We start from the raw sequence: 15,129 nt of genomic DNA on the forward strand, positions 1-15,129 counted from the left end.
CGCGGCGAACGGAATAGCAAGAGGCAAAGGACAGTGGAACACAGTGCAAACGAGCCCAAGCGAGATGCATTACACCTTAATTTCAAATGGATGGATGGTGGGTGATAAGAGATTTGAACTCCTGACATCTTCGATGTGAACAACACGGGCCTCGCTCAAGCCATTGATTTCAGGCAAGGGAAGCGCTTTTTATTAATGAGTTTCCCACCACCTACGCAAAATAGATGGGTTCAACCCGGTTCACGGAACCTATGGACACTTCGTTACAGATCTCAGATGACTGCACCCAGCCCAATGCAGTCATTGGGTTGCCGTTCTGCCTCCAGTATGCCGCAACTGCAAAGCTTTCAGCGGATTCCCAAAAGCGGCCCTTCGTCGACCCTGGCGGGCGCTCCCCAATGCTGCGACCTGAACAGGTGTCAGCGGAGCGCAGCTAGCGACATTTGCGAACTCCAGGGCACTTGATCGCCCCCAAGTGAGATGTGAACGGCACTTCCGGACATTCAACCTAGCAAGTCGCAATGACCGATCTCAGTGCCAAGCGGCAAGTAGTACGAGGCCGCGCCTGCGGTTCTAGCCGAAACCCGAATATAGAACTAATTCAACGGAAACTGCGCGCGTGTAGTTTACGCCACTTGAGAATTTCGACATAGCATCCGTCAGCTAAAATTTGACTTGGTCTCAGTACAGCTCATTTGAGAGGATCGACTTCAAGCAATCACTTGGCCATATTCATAGACATTGCGATCTTGCTTGTATGAGATGATGTGGCTCGGCAGGGCCGTAATATGCCATCCTTCTGGGAGGCTGTTGCCACAAAGGGCGAGAACCTCACGTACCGTCGAACCTGGCTGCGTGATCGTTACGAAGGTACTGCTAAAATCGTCATGAAACGATGTTCTCCCCGGGCGTTGAAAGCGCAGCGTATACGGCAGGCCATCTTTCAATCTTTGCATAATATCCGCTACTGGGTATTTACCTGGCTCGAACACGACGAACTCTGCATCCAGATCGATGGGATACTTTGTGTCGAAGTGATCCTCTTTATAGGCTGATGTGTCACGTTTCCGTCCCGGATCATTTGAGCCGAAACCCGAGTTGTTCCAAGCGACTGAGCCGACGCCACCGAAATGTTGAATTAGTGCCGTCTCCAAATCCATGGCGGTAAACACAAATAGTCGAATGGCCTTGAACGCCACGTCATTGGGATCAATATTTCGACGTCCGACGATCTTTTTGGCATGGCGCGTCAGTCTGTTTCGGAGGCCTGCTTCGCTGTCAGTTTTACCGATATAAACAAGGCTATTGTCGGGCTTGAGATATAGAGCATAGACGCCTTGTTCTTCAGGAACCTCCTGTGCGTTTTCGGTGGTTAAATTCGCAGCTTCCATCTCGTTGAGGCGTTCTAGTATGGCTTGTAAAAGCGCCCCAGGGAGGTCGAACTCAAGCTCAGCAAACCCATGCATTAAGCCGCCTCGTCGAGCTGCTTCGCTACGCTCTCGCCGATAACTCGCGCGAGTTCTACGGGAACCGCATTTCCTAATTGACGCATGCACTCACTCCAAGCCCCGTGTAGGCGATAGTCGTCGGGAAAGGTCTGGATGCGAGCCGCTTCGCGTGTCGAGAAATAGCGTACAGAACCATCAGCTCTACGTAGCATGTTCTCCCCACCGGGGACGCCGTGAACGCCAGCTTTCAACGTCTTGCTAGGTTCATCAAGGAAACTACCGGTATGGCCTGGATACACCCGAGCCCCTGGCTGGAACCGGTGATTGTCAATCTTCGCCGCCGCCTTTGGCGCCTTCTCTGGGTCTGGTAGGTCCATAATTGCTTCGCGTGTCGTACGCCAAGGAAGGCTTTCAGGCTTCTCGTCCTTGGATAGACGCTTTGCCATCAGCTTCGCCCGGCCCTCCAAGACGCGATCATGCTTGGAAATCTCATTGCGATCCCAGTAGTCCCCGAAAGTCTGATCCCAGACGAGCGCCGCCTGAGTGTGAGAGCCTTCTTCCTTAAAACTCCACTTCGCGTTGACGTCATCCCGAAAACCGACAAAAAGAACGCGTTCGCGCCGCTGCGGTACGCCAAAGTTGGCTGAATTCAATAGCTTAGTGACGACTTTATAATGCAGGCCGTCCCGGTTCGTCGACGTATGGTGCTGCTCAAGGCGGGCGAGATGATCCTGCCAATCCTCGTTTTTCTTTGAAATCAACTCAGGGTGTTCCAGCTGAAGTTTGACATACTCAAAATAGCTCATGAATGAGGCCCGGGTCAGCCCCTTCACATTCTCAAAGACAAAAGCGCGTGGACGCGCTTCCCGAACGGCTCGGACCGCTTGAGGGAACATATCTCTTGCGTCGTCGAATGCGCGATGCTGACCGCCTAGTGAGAACGGTTGGCACGGCGGCCCACCAGAAATGAGGTCGAGCTTGCCCTCAAGGTCCTTAAACCCGACCTTCCGCACGTCGCCTTCGATGACGTGCCATGTCGCTGCAGGAACGGGCTCATTTTCGGTCAATACACCATGGTTGTCGCGCAGAGTGTCGCAACACCACTTGTTGAACTCGACCACCATCTCAGGCTCGAAACCAGCCTGTGCTAAGCCGATTCCAAGGCCTCCTGCGCCTGCGAAAAGCTCTACTGATGCCCGCTTGGTGGACTGCGTCGACATGAGTTACCCCTAATTCGTTTTGAGATCGGATAAAGCCAGAATAAGAGGTCAGTGGCAACATTAGATTGACAAGACACTCGAACCGGCCTACGCGAGCTAACTGCGAAGCCTATGCAAAAAATAGACCGAAAGGTCCGTTGCGAGCCGTATTGTCCGCACCCAATTTCCGAACGGCCTGACTTTAGCATTGATCTTTGCTGCGACAGAAGCGCCCTTAGCATTCGATTTTGCTATGTCCGCTCCGTGCGCCTTGCCGACATCGGTGCCAGATGCAGCGAACAACCGCTTCCCGGTCGTCACTTCCGCGCCCACCATCTAGCTGCGCCAGAGACGGACGTCGCATAGGGGCTGGCTGGCGCCGTCTGGTGGATGCGTCCCTGTTAGATTTAGCCGCAACACTGCTGCTGCAGCGCTGCAAGTCGGCAGAGAGCCCAGTTTGACCGATGATGCAATTCACTGGAAAGTCTGCTAATATCACGACGACGACGTACTGGTGACTGGCATAAAAATGATACTTTCAGAAGACGACGTGATTCCCTTTAAACTCTGCTCATTTGGCTTGCACCGAGCACGCGGTCACGACGCAGAGGGAGCATATGGGAAATGGCGAACTTTGTTAAAGAGGTTCGACGAAATTCGGTCTCGTATTGACCCGTTGGCTGATCAGAATGCCAACCTCGACGTGCTTATCCGGTCATTCGAGGATCATTTGGCCTCTTATGTGAAAAAAGAGGGCCGCATGCCTGACGATTCAGCGGGTATCCAACTTCATATACACTTATCTCGTTTATGGGTCCTTGGGATTTATGAAGTGCTTCGGACGCTTCATCTGGCGATAAAAAAGCATGACAACCCATATGCAGCCTGCCTTAGGACCACCAATAGCAAAGGGTGTGGATTTTCGAGCTGCGTCCTTTGTTCAATTGGTCACCTGAAAAATGAAACTGCAATTGCCCGGATGCGTATCGCGAAGGGAGAAACTGCAGGAGACATTAAGAATCCGCCTTTGACCGATAGCATGAGGGAGCAGCTTCTCAACGCTCCTAGAGAAACTCCCCCACCGAAAGGAGCCTTTCTTGTGGATGGAGAAGGTATAGATTTAGGAACCATTTTTTGGTTTCAGCATGATATTAGGATAGATAGAGATCGGTTAATTAGCAGAAGAAAGCTCTCCGATTCGATACTTCACTGGCGGACTTCAGAAGCTGACGCAGGTCGACCGTCGAAGCATCCTCCCGAAAGCGGTTTTCCAAACGCATAAGGTAAATGGCAGCATCGTCCCGCTCCTTTCCCGTTCGATGACATTTTACGGCTGCACCTGCGGCGAAGGTCAGCTCTTCCTCGTGCGCCTGCGGCATGGATCGCTCGCCATGCCGCCAAATCCCACGACTTTGCAAACTCCGCTATCTGCGCTTTGCTGACCTTGACGCAAAACCTTTCCAAAATCACTTAACGACAATACCCCGCACGCCGTATCCGCGACTTAGCCGCTGGCGTCTCCAGGTGCCGATACTTTCCCCCGGAATACCTTCGGCAATCCAAAGCATGGCCCGCTGATATGACCGCCCCACCAATATCGACGCCCTCGGCAAAACATACGCCGATCCAACGGTCATACGACCGCTCACCAGTCAGCTGACACTCCACCGACTTGCCCGCCAGGTAGCTCACCATCCAGCGGCGGGCATCCTTGCCTGACCTAGTGTTGAGTTCAGGTGCATCGACGCCCTGCAACCGTACAGGTTTGCCCTCAACTACAATTGTGTCTGCGTCCCGCGCTTTAATGCCTGCTGCAGACACGGGAAACACAAGGACTGCTGTCAGGGCGAAGCCTAGAGTGAATTTCAAAATCTTTCCTATTCGGCTAGATTCGCGGGTAGTGTTGCAGGTGACGGAATATACAATCAAGTACACTGCGTTGCACATATTCGGGGTCAGTAGCGGTCGTTTGCTTGGCCACTTGGCGTAGACCGCGACCTGGGTAGAGTTATCATGGTCGGCTAAACCGGAAGCAAGTGAATGGCCCAAATCCGACATTCTTGACAGAGGTCGTCGCTGCAACGCGGCTTACGAACCGGTCTGATCCGGCCACAATTGGTCTCGCAATCCTTGAAGAGGTGCTGCGATAACATCAGATCATGATAATCTTGAAAAAAAACTTAGGCTTGTAGCTTGAACTCTCACGAAGCGCTTCCCAACTCAATAACAGGTTGACGTCCGAAGTTCTTGCCGACTTAAAGCGTTCAGAAGTCAAAAATCTACAAACTCTGCAATGATGCAGCCTCTTTGGATGCGCGTCTCTGTAATCGGCAAGGTGAAGCGCTTTTCGAAAGGCTATGTCATGTTTGTGACTTCGATCTCCACTTCTAAAATGAAAGACGTAAAGAGCAGTCTTCTTCACCACGGAAGAAAGCTCAACATCAAGTCATCCCACCTTACAGAGGCGTTTGCCCGTTCTGTCGGCTTCAATACTCAGGCTGCTTTGCTTGTTGACTTGCAGAAGACAAACGCTCCCAAGGTGGTCGAGTTTGACCAGGGAAAATTCTTTGAGCGCTTGTCTGAGCTCTCGGGGGTTCCTGACGCCACGCTAAAAACTTCGCAACTTCATTGGCCTGAAACTGCCTTCACTCGTGGTGTTGGAGTGAATGACCTACGTAGTTCGTCTCAGCTGTCTGGGCGGACCAAAGAACGGCTTGAGGGGCTGTTTGAGATGATGGCAACGAAAGGTGTTGGGTTTTACCGAGCCAAAGGAAGCCGTCCTGCATATGATCCAGATGGGCTTTGGTTTGGATCCTACAGCTCCGGCGCAAGTGCAATGCGTCGGGCTTTTTTGCCGCCAATACCAGATATGTGGGACACGAAAAGTTGGACTAGTCTGTTGGCTGAGGATGCCCTCGATGACAGTAAGTTCACCTACCACGAGCTGATTAAAATCGCACTTGAAACGCATAATGCGTTTTCCAAATACTTGAAACTGCATGACGTCGTGTTCTCTGCAGTTGAGGGGCTTTATGTCAATCACGATGAGATTGATGGATGTGCGCGATCTGTGCTTTTCCAGCGTGAGGGACAGCTCTCAGACGTGAAAGCTTCTGATCGAGATCAACGCGCAAAGTCCTCAGTCAACGCGGCGTAGTCTCCATCAGTCGATGTTGTTTGAAAAGGGAGCTTCGGCCCCCTTTTCTTATTGTTGATCCGCCTTTGCAAAATATGTGACCTGAGCGGACTTCTCCCCCCTTCCGTTTGTCGCTGCGATACCGCTTATTAGAAGCAGACGTTCCAGTTTTACCTGATGGACTGCGCTGGAACTTATGGCTTTCATATTAGGTAGGCAAAAAGGAGTCCAAAATTGCTGAAAGACAAAGAGAAGCTGCACGAACAACTCGCCGGACCTGTTGATGATAGCATTCGAGCAGTTTATCTATTGCTTGCGCATGCCAAACTGCCCGACGGTTTTGATATTCGACCCTCTGGGCACGGATATATCGAGCGGGAGTTGCGCTTCGAACTTGATGAACGATGGTATTTCTCAGCTGTCCTCAACAAGTCATGGGTGCTTTGGTACTTCAGAAGACCGGCACTGGCCGGGTTGGCAAAGGACGCCACAGATCTGCTGCAGATATTTCCTCAAGCTGAGTTGACGAAAAATGCAGAGGTGAAGCTTCGCATTCGAGATCCAGAAACTGCCTATGCGGTTTTAGGGTGGGTACTGCAAAATGGATAGTCGGCCCACTCCGGACATTCATGGACCTTTGGAGTGCTGCACTGCAGCTTCTCCAGTGTGGACATTGGTTCAAGCGACACGTTACCGTTGGAATGAAGAGAAGTAGGCAGCGAAAGATGGCCTGCGGCACATTACTCTCGAAATGCGAAGGGGACGTATCAAGTGTTCCAATTTCACGAATTTCTTGAACGTTGCGAGTATGATCCTCGGAGGACTCGGCTGCTGCGCCACGATGCACGGGGCGGCTTGGCTTGGAGGCGCGGGCAAGATGCTTTCCTCTGTTTCGCGTCGTTTCAGACACGAGCAAACTCACCCTATAATGGGGCGCCATCTCACGCATGTCATTTCATTGCAGGACCCACGATTGCCGGAACAGCAACGGCACTCTTTGTCGGGACAACAGAAGTTGAGAACGGTCGCCCATGGGATCGAGAGGAATTGCCTCTTGTCCGGGATGACGAGGTAATTGCCCAGGAGCGTGCGAGCTTGCACCCACTGGACCTTTTTGACCTTTCGTGGTGTGCAGCATGTAGCACCTACGTTGAACGGATACTAATTGATTGGGGGCCGGGAACGCGGTCATGGTCGCAGTGGGCAGATCGAAGACATAAACCGATCTTGGAGCTGCGTCTGGATGCCCGAGAAATGCCCTTTCCTGGGTTCGGTGGGTTTCGTGAGCGCATTAGTTCATTGTCCGGATTGCCTCAAAGCTGGCGTGCAGCGCTTGAGAGCGTCCACGGAGTCTACCTCTTGGTGACAGACCGTGGCCAGCAATACGTCGGATCGGCATATGGCGCCGCCGGGTTCCTTGGACGCTGGAATCAGTATGCTGCGAATGGTCATGGTGGGAACCGAGAGTTGATGAGGCTTGAACTCGATCTCCGCGACTACCAAGTTTCCATTCTCGAAGTAGCCTCCCCCGAGATGTCAGCCGCCGACATTATCGCAAAAGAGGGTGCTTGGAAGGAAAAACTCGGTGCCCGCGCACATGGGCTGAACGCAAACTGAGACTCTCGGCCCATACCGGTCAATCAAGGTGGCCCCACATTGCCGCGATGCGGCCCACCGAAGGAGACATTGGCAGCCGCAGCCATAGCATGACCTAAACCTATGTGAGCAAATTTTCCGCGGCGAGAGTGCTGTCGCGCCTGGAGCCCAATTAAGATTTTGCAAGAGAGCGGCGTGACATCTGCGGTTCATATCACGACATTTAATTGGTAGAGCTGGTGTCACCCTTTCTTGTTGGAGCGATCAAACCAATGCTCACCGCAAACATAGACGGCAACCGAAGCAGGCCAATTCCTAGCGCCGTCGGTGTATGTCCCTTTTGTCGGTCAGAGATGGTTCCTCGTTGCGGTGAAGTCAGGATTCATCATTGGGCGCACAAGAGCAAAGCGAATTGTGACCCTTGGCGGGAGCCCGAGACAGACTGGCATCGGAATTGGAAAAACGAGTTCCCGCTGAGTTGGCAGGAGAAAATCTTTCAGGATGAGGCGACCGGTGAAAGACATATAGCCGATGTACACACACTTTCTGGACTGACCGTTGAGGTTCAGCATTCCCACTTGGATCCGACCGAGCGGCGAGCTAGGGAAGAATTTTATCGGAATATGATTTGGGTTGTCGACGGTTCAAGGCTCAAAGGCAATCGAGAGAAAATTTCAGAATGGCGGAATACCTTGGTTGAGATAAGTCAGGGTCAAAGCCGCACAAATCTATTCCTGACCGATAAAGCTGAAGAGCTCTTTCCGAATGATTGGTTGGAATGCCCTGTGCCCGTTTGCTTCGACTATATGGGCCCAAAAGGCGATGTTTCATCGGCCCCACAAGTCCTCTTTCTGCTCTATCCCGGCACTGTGCATGGCGGCCGTCTGGTCGAGCCACTTCCGCGAGGCAGCCTGCTCAGAGCAATTTTTGCAGAAAGAGTTGATACGAGTTCTGTCCGAAGCGTCACACAGAGAGTTGCTCGTCTTCGACTTAGTAACAGGAGACGATAAGATTAAGCCGACGTAAAAAACGTTACACCTCAACCCTGCGCTGATCACGGCCCACACCCGCCGTTGGCCAGATGTCCAAGCGCTGCGTTGCAGCTTCCCCGAAGCAGCCGTTCATCACATTGTGCAGCATTTTTGTTGGCCAGAGACAGCAGTGTGGGACTTTCCGGACATTCGCAGCGGCTGTGCCAATGGCGGTTTATTTGGAAAAGCCACGGCGGATGAGCACTTCTTCAGCTGTTTCCTCAACAATTATTTGATCGATTGTAATGAGCGTCTGAAGCAGAACTTCGCGAATCCCCGAGCGTCGTCGACGATCCTTACTCCGCAGGATGGCATCCTTTAGTATCAGTGTCAGCTCAGCCATTTCCTGAAACAGACTGTCTGTTCTTGAGGGCCACAAAAAATACGGGGATACGCTATGTTCGGCTGAAAGCTTGCCTGGCCTACACGGGCAAGAGCTTGTCGAGGCGGTTTGCTGTTGGACCGCATGATCAAAGTCGATGTCCATCAGCGTCCCATTCAGGACGATGCGTCCGTCTACGACGTGGTCGGCGTCGGTTGTTCCGTCTACCAAGACGTAACGCCAATACCCACGATGCCCGTAAATATCTTGGGCCCGCTCTTCGTGGCCGGGCGCGCCACACGGCGCGTGCAAATCGACATGCACGAATCCAAGCCCAATAAGTGCCTTCTCATATGTATGCAGGCAGGCCTTTAGGCTCTGTAAAGTAAGCCAGTTGGGCGACGGGTCGTTGAATCGCATAAAGCCATTGGAACTGTCGCGAATGGCGCCGACCATCTTGACTACGTCCGCACGCAGCCGGGCCAAAACTTGCAACTCATTGTCCATGAGGATCATTTGTAACCTCTTTTTGCGTGAACATTACCCTTTCCACAGGCAAAGCGAACACTCAAAGTGAACAGATATGAGGAAAAGTTGGTTCATTCATTTTGACTAACTATCCCCCGGCAGCCGCCATTCGTGGATAGTGCAGCATTGGTCACCTTGGGTTCACAGCGGACTTGCCGCGATGCGGCTGCAAGGTTTCAGCGAATCCGTATCAGATCCAATCGGCCAGATGACGCCAGCCAGCCCAAAGTGGCCGGTTCGAAGCAAGGCTAGCTCTCGTTGCAGCACATGCACAAATCGCGTATCGACTTCCCGGAACCGGACATTCAAGCAGTCAAACGCGGATTTTTGCCCTCAATGTCGGCAGTGAGCCCATTGCAGCCATCTTATATTTCTGAGAAATGCTCAACGCATGATCGAAATTCAGCTACCTCCGTCCTTTGCAGCGCTCTGCAATACCTGCGAGACAATTTGCGAAAAGGAATGTTGCGGTATCGGAGCATTCAACTTCTCCCCGTTCAACATCATCTACCACCTCACTAAGTGGGAAGCGCGCATCCGTGACAGCGATGTTGAAGCGCTCCGCACGGAACTGTCTGATTTGGCTAGGGACCTTCGGAATTCAGATCAGCGTGCTGAGAAGGTGGTTCTGGCTGAACTCAATGCGATACTGACCAACGAACAGATGCTTGCTCTAATCAGCGAGATCAATTCTGCTCTCGCCGAAGGTTGCGCCATCTATGCCGGTCAGGAAAGTCGGATCGAGGAGAGATATCGGAACTTCTTGCGGATCATCGAAGTGCCAAAATGACTGCAAAGTCCGCTCAGCCGACCTTGACTAATTGCCTCAGTACCGTGTTGGTGTGCTGGTGCGGAGAACGGCGACTGTGAGCCCATTTTGACCGGTGTTTCACGTTGGTAGAAATCGACGATCAACCCGGTAAGGGGCTAATCTTTCTCAACGCATGAACATGAGTGTCGATCGTTTTGGCTCCAAGTGGTCCACCATGACCAATATAGAATTTTCGCGCCCCTAGTGCCAAAAGCTGTTCAAGGGACGTAGCAACCAGAGCGGCACTTTCTTCAAAGGGAGGGCGTTTGGGGCGTTTGCGAAAGGCAATTCCACCGAGAAGTATTCCCGAAGCTGCCAGATCACCAGCGATCACCCGTCCATCGTCAAACAGTACTGATAGCGACCCAGGAGTATGTCCAGGAGTGAAATGAAGTGTACACATCGGAAAACCATATTCTGAAAGATTCAGTTTGGGCTGCGCTATAGGAACGTCTGGCCGGAAATAGGGGAAGGGTTCCAGAATCGCGCCTGTTTTGTAGAAGAGGCGTCCAAACAGCCCCGTTGCGTTCAAGGTGGGCCGTTCACCTTGGCAATATGGTATTTCCATTTCATGTGCGATAATCGGTGCGGATGTTAGGGATTTAATCGCGACTGCAGATCCAGCGTGATCGATATGCGCATGCGTCAGGACGATGGCATTAACATCCGACCAGACTAAAGAGTGTTTCTTCAACGCCTTGAGAATTTTGGGCTCTGATTGAGGGAGGCCAGTATCGATAAGTATGGCTTTCCCCTCGAAGGCGATGAGGAATGAATTAACCATGCCAAATGGCAGTATGGGGATTGTTTCTATGACAGTTTTTGACATTATAAGTGCTAGCTCCAATCTGTGTTGAATGCGTTTGTTAAACGCTCAGCCGAGCACGACAATTGGGTACTTTTTTGTAACGGGAGATCAAGGTGACAGAGAAAAATGTTCTCATTAAGTCTTGGGCAGATCCAATCACCGGTGCGTGCCCCGTCGCCGAAATACTTCGTACGTTAGGTGGCAAACACGGGCCAAGAATTTTGCACTGCCTAACGGAAGGTGAACTTCATTTTCTAGAGCTCACACGAGCGATAGACGGCATCAGTCGGAAGGTACTGACCGATCAGTTGAAGGATTTCGAGGAGCAAGGGTTGATATTGCGTTCTCCAAAGAACGATGCACGTCAACGTGTCGGGTACTCGCTTACTGCGAAGGGAGATGCACTTTGCGGTGTTTTCGGACAGCTCTATGATTGGAGTCAATACTATAGATAGAAGATGGGATTGAGGCTGTTCGTTGAAACGGCGGCTTTGTCCCGCTCAGCAGACCTTCGGATCCCGCCGGGATTCGCAAGTGCGGCGAACGGCAGCTTTGATAGGCTGCGATGCGGCATTCTGATCCAAGGCTGAAGGTCGGCTCTGGGCCGATCGAGTAATTGCCCATCACGATGTGCCATGCTTATCCCAAGATCGCAGCCCGCACGGCGAACGCTTACGAAAACCGAACATTTGCCATATACATAACTTAACTATGATCACAGGCGATCAAAGCTCGAGGCTACGCAGACAACAATGACACAAACCCAGATTCTCTTCGGTGAAAATAAGCGGTTTGCACGATTATTGCTCGACCCGGAAGACTACTGCGACATCGTTGGGGTGTCTTTGAAGAACTCTATGCTCGGACCGCGTGTTGGGGGCGTTGGTGGCAACGAAGCGCAACACAGGTTCTGGACGAGAGCGCTTAAGACCGGCAACGCAACCAAGACTGCGGTTACAAAGTTCATCAGATACCTTGAAGCCAAACACCGGTTCTCTTTTCTATCCCCGCAAGATATGCCTAACGAAGTGATCCGGCTTGGCACCTGGTCTATAGCGGAACCCGGTTTGCGCGATCGCGGCGCTCATACACTCAAGGCCGTTCAGGACGCAGTCCTTGCCTCGGATTACTTACAGGAGGTCGTGGCCTCAGGCGGGTCGAAAGCGCTCGCTTCTGAACTGCGCCGGGTGCCGAAATCCCACGTTGCTCCGCTTTTCTACGACTGTGCCAGCATGCTCGAAACAACCAACCGCGCCGATTTGCGGGCTATCATGGCACCGATACATATTTTCATGGCGAGCGTCTTTGTCTTTAATTTGATAATTGAAACCGGGCCAGACAGGCCCGAGAGCGTCCTGTTGCTCCGAAAACTTGCGTGCGGGGATGCCATCCGCAGAGGACCGCGTCTGGCTTTAGCAAGATGGCTGGACACGGCCCAAAGCGCACTTGTCTACGAAACGAAGAGCGGCTTCTACGCTGCGCTCTCTCCGCATTTGGATCCTGAAAGCGCGCGCATTGAATGGTCCAAAATGGCAAGTGGAAGAGACGTGCCACCACTGGACAGGCTGCGAAAAGACCTCAAACGCGTCAGCGAAACCCCAGAGGTCTGCAAAACCAACTCCGACCTCTTTGACCGGCTCGATTTGGGGCTATGCTATTGTGCCTTTGTCGCGCGCTCCTACAGGTATCTGCAAAAGCAGAACGTGACCAAGGCGCGCAAGGTGTTTTTGCTCGCCGCGGCCGAGGTCGAGCACGGCTGGAGCGAGGCAAATCAGCCTGCGTGACGTTTTGCCTGCCCATGCAACACCCGCTCCACATCGCGCCGGAAGTTGCGAAGCGCCCGGCGATCGCTGGGGGTGCATGGCACGGTTACAAAGCCACCAGTCGGTGATACCAGCCTCCCATGTTTGCGTTTTCGGACATACTGCCAGCCCTCTCGTACGCGCGATTGCACCTCTTTCTCGATCTCTTTGCTGGTCGAGTATTTCATGACGTGCTCTCCAGAGGTTGGTCGCGCGCAAGAAACCTGTTGATGGAGAACGGGATTTGCGCAAACGCGCGTTCGATCCCGGTATCGAGGATGGGTTCGCTGTAGTAATACCCTTTATTGTCCAGCCTGTTCTGGAAGAAGCGACCATGCGGATCGATCATAAGATAGGACTGGACCATCGAGGGGTTATCCTCGACGGAAAGGATGCGCCGGAAAGCGGCGTGGCGGCTGACAAACCTTTTGAATTTTTCTTCATCCACGGTCAGCTCGTCATTGTAGGACGGCAGCATTCGTAGGGCCTTCCAACGGTCTGGCGCAATATGGGAAATGAGTGCCGAGAAATCCTCTTCGGCATTCACCGCATTTACGACCGTGTTTAGCTTGATCTGCAGTGTAGGGTTGGCGGCGCGCAACTCGCGGACCAAGTCGATAAGATCGTCCGAACCGGTTTGCGCGCCCCTTCTGTCCACTCGTCCGATCCGCAAGTTCCCGTCGCAATGAGTGGAATCTATACTAAGGCCGAGCATTGAAATTTTTGAAGCAACGTTGAGTAGCGTTTCGGCACGGCTACCGTTGCTGATCAAACTCACGTCAAATCCAGCTGCAACGGCGTGATCAACCACGTGCCCGAGCTCGCCTGCCCAAAGCGTCGGCTCACCTCCGGCAATGTTAAGTCGCGGCCGACGGGCAAAACGTTGTTCCCAAAGCGGGTTGTCAGGTGACAGAAACCGGCCCAGTTCCGATATCAGCAACCTACACGCGGCATGATCGCGCCAAAGTTCCGAAGCCTTTGGTTTGGACCAATGCCCGTAGCAAAACTTGCAACGATAATTGCAGGCTTCTGTAACATGCCAATTTGCTACTAGTTGAGGTTGAAGTTCCATTGCGCTCTCCTTGCAAAAGTGTGCTTAAAGAAATGGCCAATGCGGGCAGCGCAAAGACGTGGGATTCTCGGGACATTTTAATTGATGTTGGGCTCGGTAATGCCTGCAAGACCTGACTGTGACATAAGTGCTGCCTATCCAGGTCAATCATTTGAACTCCCCTCCGGAACGGTGGGGAAGCCCCGTTCTGCGATCAACCGCCATCTCCAAATGCGGCACAATCCATGAATGGCCGGTTCGGTGACGCTACTCCGCAGCGGCGGCATTCCAGATCGATGGCAGCAAAGGGCCGTTGAAGATGACGGACGTCTCGCTGCATACGCGAAACCGATCGGGAGCGCCCTGGTCACCTTGGGCACTTCGGTTGCATTAGCTGCGGGCGACACGAACGTCTGCAATTTACGCTGGGTACATTCAACCACACCAGCACTGAAAAAGGGGAACCTTGATCCCACGGCTCCCCTTTGGGTTCAGATCGTCTCGCCCTCGCGTACCAATTAGGCGACCAACGACAGCCCCGTGCCTGCGTCCTGCGGCTGCTCACCGCTGTCGATGAACGGGATGATGGAGAAGGCCTGCCCGCCGCGCTGCTCTTCGTTCTGCACGGCGTTCACGCGCAGGTCGCCATCGGGCGTGTTGATCAGCAGCGACAGGTAGTCATTGCCCGTGCGGCTGCTTTTCGCCATCCAGGCCGAGCCGACGCGGATCGGTGTGCCCCGGGGCGAGCTGACCTCGATACGGTAATCGGGGTGGGTTTCCTCGGATTTGTAGCTGTTCTCGATCAGCATGAACTCCAGATCGAACATCATGTTGGCGATGTAGCCGGTGAAGGCGTTGTCGGCGTCCATGGCGGTGAGCTCGCCCGAGATCGAGCCGGATTTCATCAGGCCGTTCGAGACCAGTGGGATGATCTCGAACGCGCCGCTTTGGGCCGCACGCGCCTCTTTCGTCTGCACCGCGTTGACCCGGAACGGGCCGAGGCCGACATCGATCTGCATCGAGATGTAGGGGTTGCCGCTGGTATTCCCGGTCTCGTTCCAGGCCGTGCCGATACGCACCTTGCGGCCTGATTTGTTGACTGCCGTCACGTCGTAATCCGGGCTGCGAGCGGACATCTTGGCCCGTGCCTCGAGCTGGATGGCAATGTCAAAGCGCGTCGAATGGATCATGCCGGTGTATTCGGCGGCTGCGGTCTCGACGTTGCGGGTGAGGGTTCCTGCGAACATGAGTTGGTTCCTTCTTGGATTGGCCGGTGCCTGACGTTCTTGCCAGCGCATCCGGGATTGCTTTCTCGACCCCTTGAGGGATCACAAATCAGAAAGCCTGCTTTCCTTTCAGCCCCGCCCACGGGTCAGAGCTGCCGTCCGAGTGGGAAT

General features: G+C 53.2%; 16 protein-coding genes. 8 read left to right on the forward strand and 8 right to left on the reverse strand.

The genetic code is table 11. From position 1 onward, the window contains the following. Positions 1-710: 710 nt before the first annotated feature. Together QZ268_RS02020 and QZ268_RS02025 are read right to left on the reverse strand one after the other, a co-directional pair. Entirely contained in the window at positions 711-1,466 is a 756-nt protein-coding gene (locus QZ268_RS02020) for a GIY-YIG nuclease family protein (RefSeq protein ID WP_295447291.1), read from the reverse strand. Beyond that, complete coding sequence (locus tag QZ268_RS02025; protein ID WP_295447293.1) at positions 1,466-2,668, reverse strand: DNA cytosine methyltransferase; 1,203 nt, start codon at positions 2,666-2,668, stop codon at positions 1,466-1,468. The genes QZ268_RS02020 and QZ268_RS02025 overlap by 1 nt, the downstream gene beginning before the upstream one ends. 739 nt (positions 2,669-3,407) lie before the next feature. Here QZ268_RS02025 and QZ268_RS02030 point away from each other — a divergent pair. Beyond that, complete coding sequence (locus QZ268_RS02030; protein WP_295447295.1) at positions 3,408-3,929, forward strand: hypothetical protein; 522 nt, start codon at positions 3,408-3,410, stop codon at positions 3,927-3,929. Between the two features lie 188 nt (positions 3,930-4,117). Here the strand turns inward: QZ268_RS02030 and QZ268_RS02035 are convergent, their stop codons facing one another. Continuing rightward, entirely contained in the window at positions 4,118-4,705 is a 588-nt protein-coding gene (locus QZ268_RS02035) for a thermonuclease family protein (protein ID WP_365321237.1), read from the reverse strand. Positions 4,706-4,940: 235 nt separating this feature from the next. On the opposite strand from QZ268_RS02035, the gene QZ268_RS02040 reads away from it, so the two are divergent. The 4 genes from QZ268_RS02040 (at position 4,941) to QZ268_RS20145 (ending at position 8,389) form a co-directional block, all read left to right on the forward strand. After that, a complete protein-coding gene (locus QZ268_RS02040) occupies positions 4,941-5,804 on the forward strand; it encodes a hypothetical protein (RefSeq protein WP_295447297.1) in 864 nt (287 codons plus the stop codon). A gap of 213 nt (positions 5,805-6,017) precedes the next feature. Next, a complete protein-coding gene (locus tag QZ268_RS02045) occupies positions 6,018-6,392 on the forward strand; it encodes a hypothetical protein (RefSeq protein WP_295447299.1) in 375 nt (124 codons plus the stop codon). 861 nt (positions 6,393-7,253) lie between these two features. After that, the gene (locus QZ268_RS02050; protein ID WP_295447301.1) at positions 7,254-7,400 is read left to right on the forward strand and encodes a hypothetical protein; all 147 of its coding nucleotides are present in this window, start codon (positions 7,254-7,256) and stop codon (positions 7,398-7,400) included. A gap of 251 nt (positions 7,401-7,651) precedes the next feature. Next, positions 7,652-8,389 (forward strand): competence protein CoiA family protein, encoded by a 738-nt coding sequence (locus QZ268_RS20145; protein ID WP_365321240.1) that lies wholly within the window; start codon positions 7,652-7,654, stop codon positions 8,387-8,389. Positions 8,390-8,585: 196 nt separating this feature from the next. Here the strand turns inward: QZ268_RS20145 and QZ268_RS02055 are convergent, their stop codons facing one another. Continuing rightward, positions 8,586-9,248, reverse strand: a complete 663-nt coding sequence (locus tag QZ268_RS02055; RefSeq protein ID WP_295447303.1) for a hypothetical protein — start codon at positions 9,246-9,248, stop codon at positions 8,586-8,588. Positions 9,249-9,651: 403 nt separating this feature from the next. On the opposite strand from QZ268_RS02055, the gene QZ268_RS02060 reads away from it, so the two are divergent. Continuing rightward, a complete protein-coding gene (locus QZ268_RS02060; RefSeq protein WP_295447304.1) occupies positions 9,652-10,050 on the forward strand; it encodes a DUF6331 family protein in 399 nt (132 codons plus the stop codon). A gap of 121 nt (positions 10,051-10,171) precedes the next feature. On the opposite strand, the gene QZ268_RS02065 is transcribed toward QZ268_RS02060, so the two are convergent. Next, positions 10,172-10,900 (reverse strand): MBL fold metallo-hydrolase, encoded by a 729-nt coding sequence (locus QZ268_RS02065; protein ID WP_103911998.1) that lies wholly within the window; start codon positions 10,898-10,900, stop codon positions 10,172-10,174. A gap of 92 nt (positions 10,901-10,992) precedes the next feature. On the opposite strand from QZ268_RS02065, the gene QZ268_RS20150 reads away from it, so the two are divergent. Then, complete coding sequence (locus QZ268_RS20150; RefSeq protein ID WP_254693895.1) at positions 10,993-11,334, forward strand: helix-turn-helix domain-containing protein; 342 nt, start codon at positions 10,993-10,995, stop codon at positions 11,332-11,334. A gap of 297 nt (positions 11,335-11,631) precedes the next feature. After that, entirely contained in the window at positions 11,632-12,663 is a 1,032-nt protein-coding gene (locus tag QZ268_RS02070) for a hypothetical protein (RefSeq protein ID WP_114865693.1), read from the forward strand. Here the strand turns inward: QZ268_RS02070 and QZ268_RS02075 are convergent. From QZ268_RS02075 to QZ268_RS02085, 3 genes are all read right to left on the reverse strand, one after another. Beyond that, a complete protein-coding gene (locus QZ268_RS02075) occupies positions 12,651-12,869 on the reverse strand; it encodes a hypothetical protein (RefSeq protein ID WP_114865692.1) in 219 nt (72 codons plus the stop codon). The genes QZ268_RS02070 and QZ268_RS02075 overlap by 13 nt on opposite strands. Continuing rightward, positions 12,866-13,753 (reverse strand): viperin family antiviral radical SAM protein, encoded by an 888-nt coding sequence (locus tag QZ268_RS02080; RefSeq protein WP_295447309.1) that lies wholly within the window; start codon positions 13,751-13,753, stop codon positions 12,866-12,868. The genes QZ268_RS02075 and QZ268_RS02080 overlap by 4 nt, the downstream gene beginning before the upstream one ends. Positions 13,754-14,250: 497 nt before the next feature. Beyond that, positions 14,251-14,979, reverse strand: coding sequence for a DUF736 family protein (locus QZ268_RS02085; RefSeq protein WP_295447311.1), 729 nt, complete (start codon positions 14,977-14,979; stop codon positions 14,251-14,253). Between the last annotated feature and the right edge of the window lie 150 nt (positions 14,980-15,129).

Source organism: uncultured Pseudophaeobacter sp. (assembly GCA_905479575.1).
Taxonomy (GTDB): domain Bacteria; phylum Pseudomonadota; class Alphaproteobacteria; order Rhodobacterales; family Rhodobacteraceae; genus Pseudophaeobacter.

What these genes read in the sequence shown, in the direction of transcription:
- QZ268_RS02055 (WP_295447303.1), bottom strand. Translation starts at nt 9,248, where the DNA reads ATGATCCTCATGGACAATGAGTTGCAAGTTTTGGCCCGGCTGCGTGCG.
- QZ268_RS02075 (WP_114865692.1), bottom strand. Translation starts at nt 12,869, where the DNA reads ATGAAATACTCGACCAGCAAAGAGATCGAGAAAGAGGTGCAATCGCGC.
- QZ268_RS02080 (WP_295447309.1), bottom strand. Translation starts at nt 13,753, where the DNA reads ATGGAACTTCAACCTCAACTAGTAGCAAATTGGCATGTTACAGAAGCC.
- QZ268_RS02065 (WP_103911998.1), bottom strand. Translation starts at nt 10,900, where the DNA reads ATGTCAAAAACTGTCATAGAAACAATCCCCATACTGCCATTTGGCATG.
- QZ268_RS02070 (WP_114865693.1), top strand. Translation starts at nt 11,632, where the DNA reads ATGACACAAACCCAGATTCTCTTCGGTGAAAATAAGCGGTTTGCACGA.
- QZ268_RS02020 (WP_295447291.1), bottom strand. Translation starts at nt 1,466, where the DNA reads ATGCATGGGTTTGCTGAGCTTGAGTTCGACCTCCCTGGGGCGCTTTTA.
- QZ268_RS02050 (WP_295447301.1), top strand. Translation starts at nt 7,254, where the DNA reads ATGAGGCTTGAACTCGATCTCCGCGACTACCAAGTTTCCATTCTCGAA.
- QZ268_RS02030 (WP_295447295.1), top strand. Translation starts at nt 3,408, where the DNA reads ATGCCTGACGATTCAGCGGGTATCCAACTTCATATACACTTATCTCGT.
- QZ268_RS02035 (WP_365321237.1), bottom strand. Translation starts at nt 4,705, where the DNA reads ATGTCGGATTTGGGCCATTCACTTGCTTCCGGTTTAGCCGACCATGAT.
- QZ268_RS20145 (WP_365321240.1), top strand. Translation starts at nt 7,652, where the DNA reads ATGCTCACCGCAAACATAGACGGCAACCGAAGCAGGCCAATTCCTAGC.
- QZ268_RS02025 (WP_295447293.1), bottom strand. Translation starts at nt 2,668, where the DNA reads ATGTCGACGCAGTCCACCAAGCGGGCATCAGTAGAGCTTTTCGCAGGC.
- QZ268_RS02040 (WP_295447297.1), top strand. Translation starts at nt 4,941, where the DNA reads ATGATGCAGCCTCTTTGGATGCGCGTCTCTGTAATCGGCAAGGTGAAG.
- QZ268_RS02060 (WP_295447304.1), top strand. Translation starts at nt 9,652, where the DNA reads ATGATCGAAATTCAGCTACCTCCGTCCTTTGCAGCGCTCTGCAATACC.
- QZ268_RS02085 (WP_295447311.1), bottom strand. Translation starts at nt 14,979, where the DNA reads ATGTTCGCAGGAACCCTCACCCGCAACGTCGAGACCGCAGCCGCCGAA.